This is a genomic window from Hydrogenoanaerobacterium saccharovorans (genome assembly GCF_016901815.1).
Classification (GTDB): Bacteria; Bacillota; Clostridia; order Oscillospirales; family Ruminococcaceae; genus Avimicrobium; species Avimicrobium caecorum.
This window is the reverse complement of record NZ_JACSNR010000004.1, coordinates 168,759-187,020: the sequence shown is the minus strand read 5'-3', so window position 1 is coordinate 187,020 and position 18,262 is coordinate 168,759. Positions and strand designations below refer to the sequence as shown.

Here is an 18,262-nt window from a genome sequence, read left to right as displayed (position 1 = left end):
GGGCCGGTTTTCTATTTTGGAAGCAGAAATGAAATCCGACTTCTCAATTCCTGCAGAATGTGGTACAATGACAGAGGAAAATTGTATCTGCTGCCGGACAGCGGGTAAAGAGGAGATGTTTGCAAATGGAAGAGCTGAAGGCCTATATCCAGGAAACTCTGCCGGAACTCAAGGAGCTGATCGTGGAGTTGTGCGGGATTCCGGCGCCGTCCCACCATGAGGAAAAGCGGGCGGAATTCTGCCGGGACTGGCTGCTGCGGAATGGTGCTTCGCCGGAGCAGGTGCACATCGATGATGCGCTCAATGTGGTCTGTGAAGTGCCGGGCGAAACCGATGAGGTGATCGTGTTCATGGCGCATACCGATACGGTGTTCCCGGATCTGGAGCCCCTGCCTTACCATGAGGAAAGCGGACGGATGTTCTGTCCGGGCATCGGCGATGATACCGCCAATCTGGCTGTGCTGCTGATGCTGGCAAAGTATGTGCTCACCCGGGGTCTGCGTTCGAAGTATACCGTAGTTTTTGCAGCCAACTCCTGTGAGGAGGGCCTCGGCAACCTCAAGGGCAGCTTCCAGCTCATGAAGGACTATGGCAGCCGCACTGTGGAGGTCACCTCCTTTGACGGCTATTACAGCGGCATCGCCAACGACGCAGTGGGCTCCACCCGGTATGAGGTGACAGTGCGCACTGAGGGCGGACACAGCTTCGGCAACTTCGGCAACCGAAATGCCATCCATCAGCTTGCCCGCATTATCAATGACCTCTATGGCATCGAGGTTCCCACCAAGGCCAAGACCACCTATAATGTGGGCATGATCCAGGGCGGCACTTCGGTGAATACCATTGCCCAGGATGCGTCGATGCTCTATGAGTACCGTTCGGAGGATCTGAGCTGTCAGGAGGAGATGCGCCGGCAGTTTGAGGGCATTATTGAAAACTACCGGGCCGGCGGCCTGGACATCGAAGTCAAGGTGCTGGGCAACCGTCCCTGTGCCGGGGAGATCGACCGGGAGCGTCAGCAGGCCCTGACTGAGGAACTCACCGCGCTGATCCTGCGGCACAGCGGGGAAGAGCCGGTGGTTTCCGCATCCTCCACCGACTGCAATGTTCCGCTTTCGATGGGCATCAATGCCATCTGCTTTGGTGTCTGCCTGGGCGGAGGTGCCCATACCCGGGGCGAGTGGATCGATGAAAAGAGCCTGCCGGTGGGCTATACCGTTGCGGGGGAATACCTGCTGCGGCGGTTCTGATACCGGCTTTGGATGGAAAAACGGCGTTTCTTTGGGAAGGAACGCCGTTTTTTGCTGCCGGAGTGATTGTCAGTCCGGGAAAACTATGATATAATACAAAACTGTATGCGGCTTTTTGAGCCTTTTCACAAATATGACTGTTAAAAAGGAGAATTTTCGGTTTGATTACTGTTACCGATCTGGGCCTCAGCTTTGGCACCGATAAGCTGTTCAGCCATGTCGATCTCAAATTTGTTCCGGGTAACTGCTACGGCGTCATCGGAGCCAACGGTGCAGGCAAGTCCACTTTTCTGAAGATCCTCTCGGGAGAACTGGAACCCACCAGCGGTTCGGTGGAGATCCCGGCCGACACCCGGATGTCGGTGATGAAGCAGGACCATTTCCAGTATGATGAGTACACAGTACTGGATACCGTCATCATGGGCAACAAGCGCCTGTATGACATTATGAAGGAAAAGGATGCCCTCTATATGAAGGAGGACTTCTCCGAAGCGGACGGTGAAAAGGCCGCCGAACTGGAAGGCGAATTTGCTGAGCTGGGCGGCTGGGACGCTGAAACCGAAGCGGCACAGCTGCTGCAGGGTCTGGGACTGGGCAATGATCTGCTGTACAGCCAGATGTCCTCGCTCAAGGCAGATGACAAGATCAAGGTGCTGCTGGCGCAGGCGCTGTTCGGCCATCCGCAGATCATTCTGCTGGACGAGCCTACCAACCATCTGGATGTAAGCGCCATCCACTGGCTGGAGGACTTCCTCTATGACTTTGTGGGTACCGTGATCGTGGTATCCCATGACCGTCACTTCCTCAACAATGTCTGCACCCATATCGTGGATATTGACTACGGCAAGATCAAGATGTATGTGGGCAACTACGACTTCTGGTATGAGTCCAGCCGTCTGGTGCAGCAGATGATCAAGGATCAGAACAAGAAGAACGAAGAGAAGATCAAGGAACTGCAGACCTTTATCCAGCGGTTCTCGGCGAACAAGTCCAAGTCCCGGCAGGCTACTTCCCGCCGGAAGCTGCTGGATAAGCTCACCGTAGAGGAGATGCCTGCTTCGTCCCGCCGGTACCCCTGGGTATCCTTCAAGGCGGAACGGGAAGTGGGCAAGGAAGTGCTGGCTGTGGAGAACCTTTCTGCGGTACAGGACGGCGTGACCCTCTTTGAGAATCTCAACTTCCGGGTGGGCCGGGAGGACAAGATCGCCATCGTATCGGAAAACGAAATGGCAGTTACCGCCCTGTTCAAGATCCTCACCGGGGAGGAGGAGCCGGCTTCGGGCAGCTTCAAGTGGGGCATCAGCACCAGCCAGTCCTATTTCCCCAAGGACAACAACGAGTTCTTTGACGGCTGCGATCTCAACCTCATCGAGTGGCTGCGGCAGTATTCCACCGACGACCATGAGAGCTATCTGCGGGGCTTCCTGGGACGGATGCTCTTCTCGGGCGATGAGCCGCTCAAGCCGGTGAAGGTGCTCTCGGGCGGTGAGAAGGTGCGCTGCATGCTCTCCCGCATGATGCTGTCCAGCGCCAATGTGCTGCTGCTTGACCAGCCCACCAACCATCTGGATCTGGAGTCCATCACCGCCCTCAACAACGGACTGATCGACTTCAAGGGCGTTATCCTCTTTGCCACCCATGACCATCAGTTCATGCAGACAGTGGCAAACCGTGTGATCGAGCTGACCCCGAACGGCTGCATCGACCGCATGGGCACCTATGAGGACTACCTGGCATTCAAGGGCCTGGAAGTCTGAGAACCCGCTTGACAGTTCCGGCGCCCCGTTCTATGATGGAGACAGGAACAGAATCGCCATAAAGAAAAGAGCAGGACTTGTTCCTGCTCTTTTTTGTTTGGAGGGAAGATGGATGAAACGAATGGTTTTGCTGGCGCTGATGCTGGCAGTGCTGTGTGCCGGCTGTACCCTGGAAAACGGGACGCCGGAGCCGGGATCTGAGACGGAGCAGTCTGTTTCACAGGAGGAAGTGTCTGAATCCGGGCCGACCGAAACCGAGCTGGAAGAGGCGGCCCGGCTGGAGATTCTGATGAAAGAGGTGCTCTGCTATGAGAGCTCCCATGGGGGCGCTCCGTATGAATATGGGCAGCCGGGATTCATCGCCTGGGATTTCGGGGAGGTTTATCTGGACCTGACCAGCAACCGGGAGGAGCCGGCGGAGGAACAGAACGCCCTGATCCAGACAATGTCCGAAGCATGGTTCGGCTGTCCGGGGGAGCAGAAGGCAAAGTATGGGTACACCAGCGCCTACTTTGTCGGAGAGCCCCGGGTAAAGGCGCGGGACTATCAGTTTTCCGATGACCGGGCGGAGGTGACTGTATCCCGCAGCTGGAAGGGGCAGAAGCTCTATGATGCCCGTTACACCTTTGTGGCGGAACCGGCCCCGGAGGGATTGGAGGGCACCTGTGCTGAAAAGCTCATCGACAACGGGAAAATCTGGCGGTTCGACCGTGTGGAGTGGCTTGGGAATGAGCATGAGGGAGAGTTTATCGAGATCTCCACCGCGGAGGATCTGCTCGACATGGCGCAAAAGATCAACAGCGGCGATCAGGAGGCAGCGCACGGGAATTACCGCCTGACCCAGGACATCGACCTGACCGGCGTGGAATGGGAGCCCATCGGCAGTCCGGGGCTTGCGCTGATTCTCGAGCGGGAGCGGATGTATGGCGTGGTGAATACCCAGGGATTCCAGGGCGTTTTTGATGGCGCGGGACATCGGATCACCGGCCTGGAATACAGCACTGAAACACGGGAGGCCGGATTCTTTGGCTGCATTGCCCCCAATGCGGAGGTCCGGGATCTCACGGTGGAAGGCACGGTTCTGAGCGCACCGGAGGATTACTGGGATTTAGGCCATGACACAGCGGCAGCAGGAGGCTTTGCGGCAGCTGTGGTCAATGGAGCCAAAGTGGAAAACTGCCACTTTATCGGAAGTGTGGACGGATATGGGACAGTGGGAGGCTTTGTGGGGCTTCTGAAAAATGATCCGGGCGCTTATAAACTGGATCTTGCAGAGCCAGTCATCAAAGACTGTACCTTCCAGGGAGAAGTGACAGCCACCTATAATTCCGGTGGATTTGTCGGGGCGGCAGAAGCTGGCATCGAGGGCTGCTCCGCCCAGGGGACTCTCACCATTCGCCCTGGTGAGGGAGAGAACAGAGCTAACAGCATCGGCGGCTTTGTGGGAAGCCTGAACGGAACGATTGTGTCCTGTCACTGCGGCATGAAAATCGACTTTGTGCTCCGGGACCCCAACTGGATGGGCAATTTTACAGGGTTCCTGTCTGACGGGGGAATGTATAGCTGTACGATGGATAAGGAGCTTATCAATCCGGAGTGGTATATGGTGGGATACCAGGATATGCTGCATCTGCCCATGGAGGTGGAACCGGTCTGAGGCAAATAAAAAAGGAAGGGTCATCGCCCTTCCTTTTTTCATGGCATCATGCCTCAGTCGTCGGTTTCCGAGTCATATTCCAGTACGGCGCCGGTGGAGCCGCTGATCTTGACTTCATATTCGGTATTGCCGGAACGCATCTCTACTTCATATTCGTTGTCGTCCTGATCGTAGTCCACCTTCACATAGTCGGCGGCGGTCAGTCCGGCACGCTCCAGGGCGATGCGCTTGGCATCCGCTTCCGAAATGGTGCTGCTGCCGCCCGAGGTCTGCCGTGCCTCCTGCTTGGATTCCAGCACAGCGCCGGTGGTGCCGTCGATCTTGTATTCATACTCGCTGTCGGCGGTGTAGAACTCGATCTCGTATTCCGCACGCCCGTCATCGTAGTCCAGCTCGGTTTTGGTGAAGGTGGCGGTGCTCAGTCCGGCGTGCGCCAGTGCCTTGGAACGGGCAGTTTCACTGTCGATGGCAGCTGCCGCAGCTGTGCTGCCCGACCCGCCCTGATTCCAGGCTTTCAGTGCCTCGAAGTCCCAGGAGAGAATGCTGCCGTCCTGGGCGTTCAGATCATAGTCATACTCCCGGTCAGCGGTGTAGAGCTCGATCTCATACTGCATCATGCCGTCGTCGTAGTCCAGCTCCACCTTCTTGAAGGTGACTTCGCTGGCGTCCATCCCCAGATGTTCCAGCACCTTCGCCTTGGCTTCCTCGGCGCTGATGTAGCTGCCGGTCTGGGTCTGGGCGGTGAAGCCTCCGATCTCGTTGTCCACGCTCAGCACCTTGCCGGTGAGGGCGTCGATCTCATAGTCATATTCCTGGGAAGCGGTGTAGAACTCAATGTCATAGACCATGGAGCCATTGTCCTGATCCAGCTTGGTCTTGATGAAGGTGACTTCGCTTTCGGTCAGTCCGGCATCGTCCAGGGCAGCCTGGCGGGCCTCCTGTGCGGTGATGTAATTGCCGCCGGCACTGACGCTTCCGCCGGAGGAGAGCTCGTATTCATAGCTCAGAACCTGACCGGTGCGGGCGTTGATGGAGTATTCATACTCCACTCCGCCAGCCAGGAATTCCACTTCATATTCCATGATGCCGCCGTCGCAGTCCAGCTCAGTGTTGATGAAGTCGGTGTCAGCCGAGGTGATTCCGGCATGTTCCAGGGCGATTTCCTCTGCCCGGGCGGTGCCGATATAACCCGACTCACTGGCAGAACCGGTGGTGGTGGTGTTGGAAAGGGCGATCTGCTTGCTGGATGCCAGCAGGTTGAGGTCGTTGATGGACATCTCCGCCAGATCCTCAGCCTTGAGCATGGGCAGCTCATTGAGGATATTGCGGATCAGGGCAGCCTTGCCCTCGGAGATGCCGTAGTCGCCTGCCATATTCTGCAGGTCGTTGTCCGAAACCACCTGCTGGGCGATCACAGAGCCGCCGAAGCTGTCCAGAGCGGCGTTGATCTCATTGGTGAGACGGTCGGTGACTTCCACCGATTTCTGATGGTCGTCACTTTCCACAGTGAGCAGAATGGAGTTGGAAAGCTCGCTCAGGTAGCCGTTCTTCACCATCGAGCCGATGATGGCATTGGTGGCGACATCCACATCCACACCCTTGAGCTTCATATCCTCCAGAATGATTTCAGCGTCCTTGTTGAGCGCTTCGGCAGAAATAACCTTTTCCGCCTTGTTGACCCGCAGCTCGATGCTGGGGTTGACATCCATCTCCACCGTATAGTTGAGGGCACGGTAGCGGTTCCACCAGAACAGGCCGCCGATCATCATACAGGCAGCTGTTCCCAGGGACAGCACCTTGATCCAGTTATTGTTGCGGCTGCGGGGATCGGATATATTCTCCATATACAGGATCTCTCCTTTCGGTTCCTTGGCACAGTCGGCCAGGATGCGGTCGAGAACATCCGGTGTCAGATGTTCCGCGGCAGTTTTCAGTTTCTGTTCCATCGGATCGTTTCGCATCTCTAAGCCTCCTTCAAGTGTTTTTGCAGTTTTTGGAGTGCCCGGTGATAGCGGGATACAGCTGCCGGCAGGGAAATATGCATCTGCTCTGCAATCTCCCGGTGTTTGAGTCCGGCAACGGCGTGCAGCATGACAATCTGCCGTTCATCGTCTTCCAGACAGCGGATGGCGGTCTGGAGGATCATGCGGTCCTCAGCAGTGGCAAAGGGATTCTCCGTTTCGGGGAATTCCAGATCCTCTGCGGAAACCTCGGTACGGCTTTTGCGGCGCAGCTGCATCAGGCACAGGTTGCGGGTCATGGTCAGAATCCAGGAGAGAGGGCGTCCGCCCCGGTCATAGCGGTCTGCCATGCGGTAAAGCTGTACAAATGTGTCATGCAGGATATCCTCTGCGTCCTGGCGATTCTTGAGAATGGAAAGCGCCAGCGCGAATACAGCGGTTTTTGAATTTTCATAGAGGACCGACATGGCGTCGGTCTCTCCTGCTGCCAGGCGCAGCAGAGCCTCATGCAGCCTTTGTTCCTGGAGCTGCCGGGCATCGGCGGCTTCGGACGGAAGGCTGGAAAAAAGAAACAGCATACAAACCCTCACCTGTCTGTAATATGCTTCTGCAATCGATTTCTTTGCAGAAAAAAGAAAAAATCCCGAAAAAAGCAGTATGATCGGACTGTCGGGATCTGCCTATATAATGATAATACATTTTATTCGGTTCTTCAACCAAAAAACCATGAATTTTCCAGGGGAGCCGGAGCCACATCCAAGGGAAACCGGCGGGATTTTGTCCACAAAAGGGGAAGTGGGTAAAAAGGAGCGCGCAGATAACCTTGATTTTTTAGGACAGTTTGTGCTATAATGCAAGCGAGTATGATTCACACAAAATTAGTATAATTTTTGGCTTTGAATTCCCGCAGAGGGATACAAAGCACCCCCTTATTGTATATCTACACCAGAAAGAGGTGCAAAGAATGAACGAACAGGATTATCTGTTGGGCATTGACGTGGGTTCCACCACCGTCAAGGTCGCCATTATGGACCAGGTCGGCGAGATTCTGTACAGTGAATACCGCCGTCATTTTGCCCGCATTCAGGAGACACTGGCTGAGGTACTGCGCCGGGCTTCCGAGAAGCTGGGAAGCATACCGGTACTGCCTGCCATCACCGGCAGCGGCGGTATGGCACTGGCTCAGGCCATGAAGATCCCCTTTGTCCAGGAAGTCATCGCCGTGAGCGAGAGCCTGGACCGCCGGTATCCCCAGACCGATGTAGCCATCGAGCTGGGCGGTGAGGATGCCAAGATCCTCTACCTCACCGGCGGACGGGACCAGCGCATGAACGGCATCTGTGCCGGCGGCACCGGTTCCTTCATCGACCAGATGGCAGCGCTGCTGGGCACCGATGCCGAAGGTCTCAATGAATATGCCAGAAACTACAAGCGGATCTATCCCATTGCCGCCCGGTGCGGTGTTTTTGCCAAGAGTGACCTGCAGCCCCTGATCAACGAGGGCGCAGCCAAGGAGGACCTGGCAGTGTCCATCTTCCAGGCGGTGGTGAACCAGACCATCAGCGGCCTGGCACAGGGCCGTCCCATCCGGGGCAATGTGGCCTTCCTGGGCGGACCGCTCCACTTTATGCCCGAGCTGCAGAAGGCCTTTGTGCGCACCCTGAAGCTCACCCCGGAACAGACCATTGTGCCGGAGAATTCCCATCTGTTTGCCGCCATGGGCAGCGCGCAGTATGCCGCAGCCAACCTGCCGGAGCAGATGACTTCCTTCCCGCTGAACGAGCTATGCGAAAAGCTGGAGAAGGGCATCCATCTGGAGGCGGAGATCAAGCGTCTGCCGCCATTGTTCCAGGACGAAGCCGAATACAATCAGTTTGTGGAGCGCCACGCCTACTACAAGATCAAGCGGGCGGATCTGGCCACAGCCAGCGGCAAGTGCTATCTGGGCATCGATGCCGGTTCCACCACCACCAAACTGGCGCTCATCAACGCCCATGGCGACCTGCTCTGGTCCTTCTATGAGGGCAATGTGGGCAGCCCGCTCAATACAGTCATCAAGGCCATGGCACAGCTGCAGAAGCTCATGCCCCCGGACCTCAAGATTACATATGCCTGCTCCACCGGCTATGGCGAACAGCTCCTCAAGGAGGCGCTGGGCCTGGACGAAGGGGAAGTGGAGACCATCGCCCATACCACAGCGGCGCTGTTCTTCGACCATCAGGTGGACTGTGTGCTGGACATCGGCGGACAGGACATGAAGTGCATCAAGATCAAGGAAGGCGTGGTGGACAGCATCACCCTCAACGAGGCCTGTTCTTCGGGCTGCGGCTCCTTCCTGGAGAGCTTTGCCAACTCCCTGGGCCTCACTGCCGAGCAGTTTGCCGAGGCGGCACTCTATGCGCCGTCCCCGGTGGATCTGGGCACCCGCTGCACCGTCTTTATGAACTCCAATGTAAAGCAGGCCCAGAAGGAAGGCGCCAGCCTGGGCGACATCTCTGCCGGCCTTTCCTACTCGGTGGTAAAGAATGCCCTCTATAAGGTGCTCAAGTGCAATACTCCCCAGGAGCTGGGCGAGCATATCGTGGTGCAGGGCGGTACTTTCTATAATAACGCGGTGCTGCGCTGCTTTGAGAATATCCTCGGCGCCAGCGTCATCCGACCGGATATTGCGGGCATCATGGGTGCCTTCGGCGCGGCGCTCATCGCCATGGACCGCTGCCACGGACGCCAGAGCAAGATGCTCTCGATGGATGAGATCCAGAACCTCACCTGGGAGAGCCGTCTGGTACGCTGCGGACGCTGTGAAAACAACTGCCAGCTTACGGTGAGCATCTTCCCGGGCGGACGGCGGTTCATCACCGGCAACCGCTGCGAGAAGGGTCTGGGGGAGGCCCATGTGGAAAACGATACCCCCAATCTGATGAAGTACAAGTTCCAGCGGATCTTTGACTATGAGCCGCTGGCTGATTCGGAAGCGCCCCGGGGCGTACTGGGCATTCCCCGGGTGCTCAATATGTATGAGAACTATCCCTTCTGGGCCACCTTCCTGCGGGAGCTGGGCTTTGCGGTGCGGCTGTCGCCCCAGAGCAGCAAGGCCATCTATGAGATGGGCATGGAGACCATTCCCAGTGAATCGGAGTGCTATCCTGCCAAGCTGAGCCATGGTCATGTGGAATGGCTCATCGCCCATGGTGTGGACCGGATCTTCTATCCCTGTGTCTACTATGAGCGCAAGGAGGACGAGAACTCCCAGAACCACTTCAACTGTCCCATGGTTATGTCCTATCCCGAGAACCTCAAGAACAACATTGAGGCGCTCTGGCAGGGCACTGTGAAGATGTACAGCCCCTTTGTGGCCTTCACCGATGAGATCACCATCACCGAGCGTCTGAAGAAGGTGATGGCGGAGAACTTCGGCATTCCCGAAGCGGAAACCGCCGCGGCAGCTTCCAAGGCCTGGGCAGAACAGCTCCGGGCCAAGGACGACATCCGCCGGGAGGGCGAACGGGTGCTGGAGTGGGTGAACGCCGATCCTGACCGTCATGGCATCGTGCTGGCGGGCCGTCCCTATCACTGCGACCCGGAGGTCAACCACGGCATTCCCGAGATGATCGCCTCCTATGGACTGGCTGTGCTCACCGAGGACAGCATTGCCCATCTGGCTCTCCAGGACGAGGACTATCTCACCCGTCCGCTGCGGGTCACCGACCAGTGGACCTATCATTCCCGTCTGTATGCGGCGGCTTCCTATGTCCGCCGGTTTGATAACCTCGACCTGGTGCAGCTCAATTCCTTCGGCTGCGGCGTGGACGCTGTCACCACCGATGAGGTGGCAGAGATCCTCATCAAGTCGGGCAAGCTCTATACCCTGCTCAAAATCGACGAGGTCAACAATCTCGGCGCGGCACGCATCCGCATCCGGTCGCTGATCTCCGCCATCAATATGCGCAAGGAAAACGGCATCGTGGCACATCCTGCCCCCACTGCCTATCACCGGGCCGAGTTCACCAAGGAGATGAAGGAAGCCGGTTATACCCTGCTCTGTCCGCAGATGTCGCCCATTCACTTCGAACTGCTCGAGCCGGTGTTCCGGCAGGCGGGCTACAACATCGTCCTGCTGGACAGCGATAACCGCAGCGCGGTGGATATGGGCCTCAAGTTTGTCAACAACGACGCCTGCTATCCGTCTCTCATCACCATCGGACAGATCATGGATGCTGTCCTCTCGGGCAAGTATGACACCAACAAGCTCGCTATCCTCATGTCCCAGACCGGCGGCGGATGCCGTGCCTCCAACTATGTGGCCTTTATCCGTCTGGCGCTGGAGAAGGCCGGGCTTTCCCATATCCCGGTGGTATCGGTGAACCTCAACGGCATGGAGAAGAACGAAGGCTTTACCTACACTGCCTCCATGATGGTGCGGGCTGCCCAGGCGGTGGCCTATGGCGATGCCCTGCAGCAGATGGTCTACCGGGTGCGTCCCTATGAGCTGGAACCCGGCTCCACCGACGCCCTCCACGACAAGTGGCGGAAGATCTGCATTGCGTCGCTGACCAAGAAGGGCTTCGGCTTCGGTGAATACAAGCGCAATATCCGGCAGATGGTCAAGGAATTTGACACCCTGCCCATCCGGGATATTCCCCGGAAGAACCGTGTGGGCATTGTGGGCGAGATCCTCGTCAAGTACATGCCCCTGGCAAACAACGATCTGGTCAAGGTGCTGGAGCGGGAGGGAGCCGAGGCCGTAGTGCCCGAGCTGCTGGGCTTCATGGAATACTGCTTCGAGAACAGCAACTTCAAGGCCGACTATCTCGGCGGCAGCAAAAAGACTGCCTTTATCTCGGAACTGGGCATCAAGGCAGTGGAGTGGGTGCGCAAGCCTGCTTCCGAGGCCTTTGCCCAGAGCAGCCGCTTCACACCGCCGGTGGACATCAAGACCATCCGCAAGTGCGCGGAACCCTACCTCTCCGCCGGCAACCAGTGCGGTGAGGGCTGGTTCCTGGCAGGTGAGATGGTGGAACTGGTGAAGAGCGGCACTCCGAATATTGTCTGTGTACAGCCCTTCGGCTGCCTGCCCAACCACATTGTGGGCAAGGGTGTCATGCGCAGCATCCAGCGGGACTATCCCCAGGCCAACATGATCGCCGTGGACTACGACCCCGGCGCCAGTGAGGTCAACCAGCTCAACCGTATCAAGCTCATGCTCACTGCAGCTGCCCGGGGCGAGCGTTCGGTGCCGGAGATTTACTTCCCCGGTTCGGAGGACGGCTGTTCCGGCTCCTGCAGCAGCTGTGGAGGCAGCTGCGGTGAACCGGTGATGGCTGGGGCTGTCCATGGCAAGTACGACCTGTGAGCACCCGGAACCGGTGGAGCCGGATCAAGGATTTTTACCGGGAGCATCCCATCGCCATCGCACTGACCTATATGCCGTTTTATCTGCTGGGCTTTTTCCTGGTGGAACAGCTGGTGGAGCCCCGGTATATCATCCACAGTGTGGTGGACGACTGGATTCCGTTCTGTGAGTATTTCATCATACCCTATGCAATCTGGTTTGTAGAGCTGGCTGTGATCCCGCTCGCCCTGCTGCGGTATGATCTCAGGCAGTATTACTACCTGTGTTTTGTGATGTTTGTGGGTATGACCACCTGTCTGCTGCTCTATGTGATCTTCCCCAATGGTCTTGATCTGCGGGTGGAGATCACCCGGCACAATCTCTTTGCCGAGATCGTCCGGCTGATGCAGCAGGTGGATACCCCCACCAATGTCTGTCCGTCTATCCATGTGGCGTCGTCCATGGCGATGGATCTGGCACTCTGCCGCAGTGTGCTGGGCCAGAAGCGCTGGGTACGGCTTGTTTCCCATGGGATTTTTATAGCGATTGTCCTGTCCACCCTGTTCCTCAAGCAGCATTCGGTGATTGATGTGTTCTGGGGAATGGCTCTTACCACACTGCTGCATGGAATCTGGAACCGGGTGGTAAGTCCCGCGGGAGAACCGGTCCGTCAGCCTGAGAAGATCCACAGCTGACCGGACAGCCAAGGCAGAGAGGGGATTTTAATGGCAAAAGAAGATAAGATACAGCAGATCCTGATCTGTGCCAAAGAGCTGTTCGGACTGTATGGCTATGATAAAGTGTCCATGCGGGACATTGCAGACCGGGCCGGAATCAGTGTGGGGAATCTGACCTACTACTACGGGCGCAAGGAACGGATCATGCTGGCGGTATTGGATCAGATCAATGAGGAGGTCAGCCGTCCGGCGGATATTCCCGGCACATTGGCGGAAGTTGATGCCATGCTGGAGCGGTTCTCCAAGATCGCGGCCCAGAGCAGCTGTCTGTTCCGGCGGTATAGCCTGGATGAGCAGCTGGGGGAGAAGATGCTCCAGTGCCAGAAGAATCTGGTGCGGGCCAACCGGGGACTGTGGGCGGAAACCCTGCGTTCCCTGGAGCGGAGCGGTCAGCTGTGCGGAGAACTGTACAGCGGACATTACAGCGAGCTGATCACAGCCATCCAGATGGTGTACCGGTACTGGGATGGCTATGCGGAGATGGAAGAGAGCATCGGAAACCGGTGTCCCCAGTTCCGTCAGTGCATCTGGAGCCTGCTGCTCCCGAACCTCACCGAAGCCGGACGCCGGGAATTTTTCGGGCATATCCTTCCGGGATTTGCGCCAGGGCGTACCGCTTCCTGAGAATCTAAATCAAAAAACGGCGTTGTCCAGAACGGGCAGCGCCGTTTTTGTGTCAATCCCTCTTGCAAAATGCCGGGAAATCCGGTACACTTGTAGTTAGTTGTAACTAATAAAAGGAGGAAACAGGATGGAATGGACAATCTGTGGGCTGACAGCGCAGCCAGGGGAGAAGGTACAGGGATATTTTGCGGGACCGGATGGGGAAAAGACCATCCCCATCTGCCTGATCCACGGGACAAAGCCGGGCAAGACGGTACTGCTCACAGCGGGAGTCCATGCCTGTGAGTATCCCGGCGCGGCGGCAGTGATGGAGCTCTGCCGGGAGCTGGAGCCCTCCCAGGTGAGCGGACGGCTGATTCTGGTGCCCATGCTCAATGTATCGTCCTTCTATGAGCGCCTGCCCTTTGTGGTAAAGGAGGATGGGAAGAATCTCAACCGGATGTTCCCGGGAGACCCCCAGGGAAGTTACAGTCAGCGGCTGGCGGCCCAGATCCAGCGGGAACTCCATGCCAAGGCGGACTATCTCATTGACATCCACAGCGGCGATGCCCCTGAACTGGTGATGCCCTTTGTCTACTATCCGGCGCTGGCCCGGCCGGAGGTACTGGCGGAATCCCAGCGGATGTGCCGGGCTATGAGTGTGGCCTGCCGGGTGGCGTCCACTTCGATGGTGGGCACCAGCGGAACAGCCGCAGCCATCGGCACACCGGCGATCCTCATTGAGCGGGGCGGGCAGAGCGGCTGCAGCCCGGAGGATCAGGCTGCGTACCGGGAGGACCTGCTGTCCATCCTGGCGGAGCTGGGCTGTCTGGAGCGTCCGGTGACCGGCAATCCCCGGCAGATGGACATCACCGAGACTGCCTACTACGATGCCGAAGCCAATGGCTGCTGGCATCTGCTGCGCCAGCCCGGTGAGGAATTCCAGGCAGGGGAATGCCTGGGACGCCTTACCGACTTCTTCGGGACTGTCCTCCAGGAGATCACCGCTCCCTGGGATGGGTTTGTGCTGTACGGCACAGTGGCGCTGGGTGTCCGGGCAGGGGATTCCCTGCTGGCACTGGCACGGCCTCCCCGCGGATAAACAGAAAAAACTCCGGCTCACGTGATGGGGCCGGAGTTTTTTGATTCAGGAGAGGTTATTCAGCGGAATCTGCCGAGGAGCTGTCCTGTGCGTCGGAGGCAGAGGAGCTCTCGGTTTCATCTGCTTCGGAGCTGTCCGCGTCGGCAGCGGTTTCACCGCCCAGATAGCCGACGATGGTGCCGCACATCTCTTCAAAAGCGGTTTCGTCCTCGGTGAGGGTGGTCAGGGTGTAGCGCATTCCATCCAGTTCCCAGGAGGCGCACAGCCGGAGGGTTTCTTCGCCGGTGTCCACCGACTCGATGGTGACAGTCACTGCGGTGCCGTCATGGGCAGTTTCGTCCAGAGTGCCCAGAGCGGTGCGCTCGCCGTTCAGACCGGAGATATCCTCATCCGATTCGCCGGTGCGCAGGGTCCATTCGCTGTCCGACATGGTAAAGACAGCCTGGGCAATGGTGCCGTCAATGACCGAATATTCGATCTCTTCCGCCTCGGCGGGAAGAACGATGTCAAAGCCCATTTCAGCCAGTTCAGCGGCAGTTTTCACCGGCTGGACCGGGTTGGGAATTTCCGCAGAGGAGTCCGGTTCACTGGAGGACTGGGAGGAAGAAGAGCTCTCCGGAGTGGAGCTTTCTGTCTGGGAACTGCTGCAGCCAGTGAGCAGCAGGGAGGCAGCCAGCATGACAGTCAGAATTGCGGAAAATGGTTTCATGGAAGAAAAACTCCTTTCAAATGAATGATACAGAGCCGGAAAAAAGAAAAAAGAGATGCTCCAACAGGAACATCTCTTTTTCTTTGGTGCGAAGGATGGGACTTGAACCCACACAGTATTGCTACCGCCAGCACCTCAAGCTGGTGCGTCTGCCATTCCGCCACCCTCGCACGGAACGATATTTATTATATCATCCCGGTTGGAAGCTGTCAATAGTTTTTCCAAGAAATCTGCATGAAAAAATGCTGAACGGTTCCAACTCAGAAGAAATGGGATATTCCTGCCGTGATCCGGCTGTCTGGGATCATCATAGAACAGGAAAATCGCCATTCCATATCCGAAGTGTAAATAATCTGAATCGGAATTTATTGGATCTGCAGGTTTTTCCGGCAGTATTCCTTGATGGCTTCGAAGGATTCCACACTCAGATCATGTTCCACACGGCAGGCGTCCTCTTTGGCAGTCTCTTCATCCACACCCAGGGCCATCAGCAGCTGGGAAATCAGCCGGTGACGCTCAAATACCCGTTCCGCAATCTCCAGACCGCTTTCAGTCAGGGTGATATAACCGCCGCCATCAATATTCACATAGCCGTTCTGCCGCAGCTTTTTCAGCGCAATGCTGACACTCGGCTTGGAGAAATTCATCAGGTTGGCAATATCCACGGCCCGGACCTGTCCCATGCTCTTATTGAGCATCAGGATACGCTCCAGGTAATCCTCTGCGGATTCACGAATTTCCATCTTATCCACCTCACTCTCTGTCTAATATGGTAACAGATGCCGTCGGATTTTGCAATCCGCCAGAAAAATGGAACTGTCCCTTTACAGTTCCACGCCATGGAACCGGAACCGTTCCAGCATTCCACTGAGCATCAGTTTTTCTGCCAGCATCCGGTTGAAGGTCACCGAACGGGTGCCGTGTCCCCGGCTGCGCTCCGCTTCCAGTTTGGCCTCCATGGCATGGTACTGCTCACTGAGGCTTTCCAGGGCATCCTCGGCCTGCCCCAGCCGCTGGATCGCCTCCCGGAGCTGATCGGGATCGGTCAGCTCATAGCTGCCGTCCGGCAGTTTCTTTGTCATCCGCAATATTCTCACCTCTCTGCCGCCGGTGCTCCGGTTTTGCCGCGGAGCAGAAGCGAAATGGCTCATCGGTCAGCCGGACAGGGGACAGGCAGAGTCCACAGTTGTCCGGCTGCCGGAATGCTGAGCTGTTTTGCGGCTATTATATCACAAAAGCGGGGATTTAACAAAAAAAGTCCCATGTTACAGACTATGTTACACAGATTTAACACAGCTCTTGTTTCAGATGTAACGCATCAGCCTTAAAATAACGACTGAAAGCTAAACAAAGACAGCTGAAAGGAAGTAAAACAATATGAAAAAGTTCGCAGCAATCTTTATGTGTGCCGCTCTGGCAGTAGGCGCTCTGTCCGGCTGCAGCAGCAACGAAAACAGTTCCACCGCTGACAACAGCACCGCCGGCAACCCCATCTCGGTTGTAACCCGTGAAGATGGTTCGGGTACCCGCGGCGCCTTCGTAGAGCTCTTCGGCATTGAGGACGCTGACGGCAACGATGCCATCACCCAGTCCGCTGAGATCTCCAACAGCACCTCGGTTGTTATGACCACCGTAGCCGGCAACCCCGATGCCATCGGCTACATCTCCCTGGGCTCCCTGAACAACACTGTCAAGGCTCTGGAGATTGATGGTGTAGCAGCTACTGTAGAGAACATCAACAACGGTACATATAAGGTATACCGTCCCTTCAACATTGCCACCAAGGAAGGCCTCAGCGAGACCGCTCAGGACTTTGTAAACTTCATCATGAGCGAGCAGGGTCAGGCCATTGTAGCTGAGGAAGGCTACATCAGCGTTGAAAATAGCGGTTCCTACACTCCCTCCGGCAAGACCGGTACTGTAACCGTATCCGGTTCCTCCTCTGTAACTCCTGTAATGCAGGTGCTGAAGGAAGAGTATGAGGCTCTGAACCCCGATGTAACCATCGAGCTGCAGCAGAGCGACTCCACCACTGGTGTAAATGATGCCATCGCCGGCACTTCGGATATCGGTATGGCTTCCCGTGCCCTGAAGGACAGCGAGCTGGAGCAGGGTGTAGTCGGCACAGTCATTGCCAATGATGGTATTGCTGTAATCGTCAACAACGAAAGCACTGTAACCGGACTCACAAGCGAGCAGGTCAAGGGGATCTACATGGGCGAACTGACCAACTGGTCGGAAGTTGCCTAAAACTGATCGACAACAGATCAAACATTTTCTGAGGTGAGCCGATGAATAAACTCAGAGAAAAGAGCATGGGCTGTGTCTTCTTAGTCACGGCCCTTGCTTCTATATTCGCTGTAATTATAATCTGTCTGTTCCTGTTTGCGAATGGACTTCCCACCATTGCGGAGATCGGCCCGTTCGATTTCCTGCTGGGTACCACATGGAAACCTACCAATGATATCTATGGCATCTTCCCGATGATCCTGGGCAGTATCTATGTCACTGCCGGATCGCTGATCATCGGTGTGCCGGTGGGACTGCTGTGTGCCGTTTATCTGGCCCGGTTCTGCCCGCCCCGTGTCTATAAGTACCTCAAGCCGGCAGTGGATCTGCTGGCTGGCATTCCCTCCATTGTCTATGGCTTCTTCGGCCTGGTGGTGATTGTGCCCATCATGCGGGATCTGTTCGGCGGCAACGGCAAGAGCGTCCTGACTGCCTCCATCCTGCTGGGCATCATGATCCTGCCCACCCTCATCAGTGTGGGTGAGGCTTCCATCCGTGCCGTGCCCGAGAGCTATTATGAAGGCGCCCTGGCCCTGGGAGCCACTCCCGAGGAAACCGTGTTCAAAGTGATGCTGCCCGCAGCCAAGAGCGGCCTGACCGCCGGTGTGATTCTGGCAATCGACCGTTCCATCGGCGAGGCCATGGCAGTGAGCATGGTAGCAGGCAACCAGCCCATCATTCCGGACAGCCTGCTCAGCGGTGTGCGTACCCTCACAGCCAATATCGTGCTGGAGATGGGTTATGCTGCCGACATGCACCGGGAAGCCCTGCTGGCAACCGGCGTGGTGCTGTTCATCTTTATCCTGCTGATCAACCTCAGCTTCTCGCTGCTCAGAAGGAGGGATGACAAGTGAAGCAGTACTTC

At 56.8% G+C, this 18,262-nt stretch carries 15 protein-coding genes and 1 tRNA gene; 10 read left to right on the top strand and 6 right to left on the bottom strand.

Annotation, left to right across the window (positions count from 1 at the left end):
* The first annotated feature begins 125 nt into the window (after positions 1 to 125).
* The 3 genes from H9X81_RS05540 to H9X81_RS05530 all read left to right on the top strand — a co-directional run bounded on the left by H9X81_RS05540 (position 126) and on the right by H9X81_RS05530 (position 4,664).
* Positions 126 to 1,250: a M20/M25/M40 family metallo-hydrolase gene (locus tag H9X81_RS05540; protein WP_204720427.1), complete on the top strand. Its 1,125-nt coding sequence runs from the start codon at positions 126 to 128 to the stop codon at positions 1,248 to 1,250.
* Between the two features lie 161 nt (positions 1,251 to 1,411).
* Positions 1,412 to 3,007 carry an ABC-F family ATP-binding cassette domain-containing protein gene (locus H9X81_RS05535; RefSeq protein WP_177502741.1) on the top strand — a complete coding sequence of 532 codons (1,596 nt, stop codon included), beginning with the start codon at positions 1,412 to 1,414 and terminating at the stop codon, positions 3,005 to 3,007.
* A gap of 112 nt (positions 3,008 to 3,119) precedes the next feature.
* Entirely contained in the window at positions 3,120 to 4,664 is a 1,545-nt protein-coding gene (locus H9X81_RS05530) for a hypothetical protein (protein WP_204720424.1), read from the top strand.
* Positions 4,665 to 4,717: 53 nt separating this feature from the next.
* Here H9X81_RS05530 and H9X81_RS05525 read toward each other — a convergent pair whose 3' ends face one another.
* Together H9X81_RS05525 and H9X81_RS05520 are read right to left on the bottom strand one after the other, a co-directional pair.
* Positions 4,718 to 6,625, bottom strand: coding sequence for a PepSY domain-containing protein (locus H9X81_RS05525; RefSeq protein WP_204720422.1), 1,908 nt, complete (start codon positions 6,623 to 6,625; stop codon positions 4,718 to 4,720).
* Between the two features lie 2 nt (positions 6,626 to 6,627).
* Entirely contained in the window at positions 6,628 to 7,203 is a 576-nt protein-coding gene (locus H9X81_RS05520; RefSeq protein WP_177502258.1) for an RNA polymerase sigma factor, read from the bottom strand.
* A gap of 79 nt (positions 7,204 to 7,282) precedes the next feature.
* Here H9X81_RS05520 and H9X81_RS05515 point away from each other — a divergent pair, with 79 nt between their 5' ends.
* The 5 genes from H9X81_RS05515 to H9X81_RS05495 all read left to right on the top strand — a co-directional run bounded on the left by H9X81_RS05515 (position 7,283) and on the right by H9X81_RS05495 (position 14,399).
* The gene (locus H9X81_RS05515; protein ID WP_204720420.1) at positions 7,283 to 7,477 is read left to right on the top strand and encodes a hypothetical protein; all 195 of its coding nucleotides are present in this window, start codon (positions 7,283 to 7,285) and stop codon (positions 7,475 to 7,477) included.
* 112 nt (positions 7,478 to 7,589) lie between these two features.
* Positions 7,590 to 11,978, top strand: a complete 4,389-nt coding sequence (locus tag H9X81_RS05510; RefSeq protein WP_204720418.1) for a 2-hydroxyacyl-CoA dehydratase — start codon at positions 7,590 to 7,592, stop codon at positions 11,976 to 11,978.
* Positions 11,975 to 12,652: a phosphatidic acid phosphatase gene (locus H9X81_RS05505; protein ID WP_204720416.1), complete on the top strand. Its 678-nt coding sequence runs from the start codon at positions 11,975 to 11,977 to the stop codon at positions 12,650 to 12,652. The genes H9X81_RS05510 and H9X81_RS05505 overlap by 4 nt, the downstream gene beginning before the upstream one ends.
* A 30-nt stretch (positions 12,653 to 12,682) precedes the next feature.
* Complete coding sequence (locus H9X81_RS05500) at positions 12,683 to 13,318, top strand: TetR/AcrR family transcriptional regulator (protein WP_204720414.1); 636 nt, start codon at positions 12,683 to 12,685, stop codon at positions 13,316 to 13,318.
* Between the two features lie 127 nt (positions 13,319 to 13,445).
* Positions 13,446 to 14,399, top strand: a complete 954-nt coding sequence (locus H9X81_RS05495; protein WP_204720412.1) for a M14 family metallopeptidase — start codon at positions 13,446 to 13,448, stop codon at positions 14,397 to 14,399.
* A gap of 55 nt (positions 14,400 to 14,454) precedes the next feature.
* Here the strand turns inward: H9X81_RS05495 and H9X81_RS05490 are convergent, their stop codons facing one another.
* From H9X81_RS05490 to H9X81_RS05475, 4 genes are all read right to left on the bottom strand, one after another.
* Positions 14,455 to 15,108 carry a hypothetical protein gene (locus H9X81_RS05490; protein WP_204720410.1) on the bottom strand — a complete coding sequence of 218 codons (654 nt, stop codon included), beginning with the start codon at positions 15,106 to 15,108 and terminating at the stop codon, positions 14,455 to 14,457.
* A gap of 84 nt (positions 15,109 to 15,192) precedes the next feature.
* A tRNA-Leu gene (locus tag H9X81_RS05485) sits at positions 15,193 to 15,278 on the bottom strand.
* Positions 15,279 to 15,473: 195 nt separating this feature from the next.
* A complete protein-coding gene (locus tag H9X81_RS05480; RefSeq protein WP_204720408.1) occupies positions 15,474 to 15,851 on the bottom strand; it encodes a metal-dependent transcriptional regulator in 378 nt (125 codons plus the stop codon).
* 81 nt (positions 15,852 to 15,932) lie between these two features.
* Positions 15,933 to 16,190, bottom strand: a complete 258-nt coding sequence (locus tag H9X81_RS05475) for a hypothetical protein (protein WP_177502265.1) — start codon at positions 16,188 to 16,190, stop codon at positions 15,933 to 15,935.
* A 295-nt stretch (positions 16,191 to 16,485) separates the two neighbouring features.
* Between H9X81_RS05475 and H9X81_RS05470 the strand changes: the two genes are divergently transcribed.
* A complete protein-coding gene (locus tag H9X81_RS05470) occupies positions 16,486 to 17,358 on the top strand; it encodes a substrate-binding domain-containing protein (RefSeq protein WP_204720406.1) in 873 nt (290 codons plus the stop codon).
* A gap of 41 nt (positions 17,359 to 17,399) precedes the next feature.
* On the top strand, positions 17,400 to 18,251 hold the full coding sequence (gene pstC / locus H9X81_RS05465; RefSeq protein WP_204720404.1) for a phosphate ABC transporter permease subunit PstC: 852 nt from the start codon (positions 17,400 to 17,402) through the stop codon (positions 18,249 to 18,251).
* Positions 18,252 to 18,262 lie beyond the last annotated feature (11 nt).

What these genes read in the sequence shown, in the direction of transcription:
- H9X81_RS05480 (WP_204720408.1), bottom strand. Translation starts at nt 15,851, where the DNA reads ATGGAAATTCGTGAATCCGCAGAGGATTACCTGGAGCGTATCCTGATG.
- pstC (WP_204720404.1), top strand. Translation starts at nt 17,400, where the DNA reads ATGAATAAACTCAGAGAAAAGAGCATGGGCTGTGTCTTCTTAGTCACG.
- H9X81_RS05510 (WP_204720418.1), top strand. Translation starts at nt 7,590, where the DNA reads ATGAACGAACAGGATTATCTGTTGGGCATTGACGTGGGTTCCACCACC.
- H9X81_RS05540 (WP_204720427.1), top strand. Translation starts at nt 126, where the DNA reads ATGGAAGAGCTGAAGGCCTATATCCAGGAAACTCTGCCGGAACTCAAG.
- H9X81_RS05500 (WP_204720414.1), top strand. Translation starts at nt 12,683, where the DNA reads ATGGCAAAAGAAGATAAGATACAGCAGATCCTGATCTGTGCCAAAGAG.
- H9X81_RS05525 (WP_204720422.1), bottom strand. Translation starts at nt 6,625, where the DNA reads ATGCGAAACGATCCGATGGAACAGAAACTGAAAACTGCCGCGGAACAT.
- H9X81_RS05490 (WP_204720410.1), bottom strand. Translation starts at nt 15,108, where the DNA reads ATGAAACCATTTTCCGCAATTCTGACTGTCATGCTGGCTGCCTCCCTG.
- H9X81_RS05515 (WP_204720420.1), top strand. Translation starts at nt 7,283, where the DNA reads ATGATCGGACTGTCGGGATCTGCCTATATAATGATAATACATTTTATT.
- H9X81_RS05530 (WP_204720424.1), top strand. Translation starts at nt 3,120, where the DNA reads ATGAAACGAATGGTTTTGCTGGCGCTGATGCTGGCAGTGCTGTGTGCC.
- H9X81_RS05470 (WP_204720406.1), top strand. Translation starts at nt 16,486, where the DNA reads ATGAAAAAGTTCGCAGCAATCTTTATGTGTGCCGCTCTGGCAGTAGGC.
- H9X81_RS05520 (WP_177502258.1), bottom strand. Translation starts at nt 7,203, where the DNA reads ATGCTGTTTCTTTTTTCCAGCCTTCCGTCCGAAGCCGCCGATGCCCGG.
- H9X81_RS05475 (WP_177502265.1), bottom strand. Translation starts at nt 16,190, where the DNA reads ATGACAAAGAAACTGCCGGACGGCAGCTATGAGCTGACCGATCCCGAT.
- H9X81_RS05495 (WP_204720412.1), top strand. Translation starts at nt 13,446, where the DNA reads ATGGAATGGACAATCTGTGGGCTGACAGCGCAGCCAGGGGAGAAGGTA.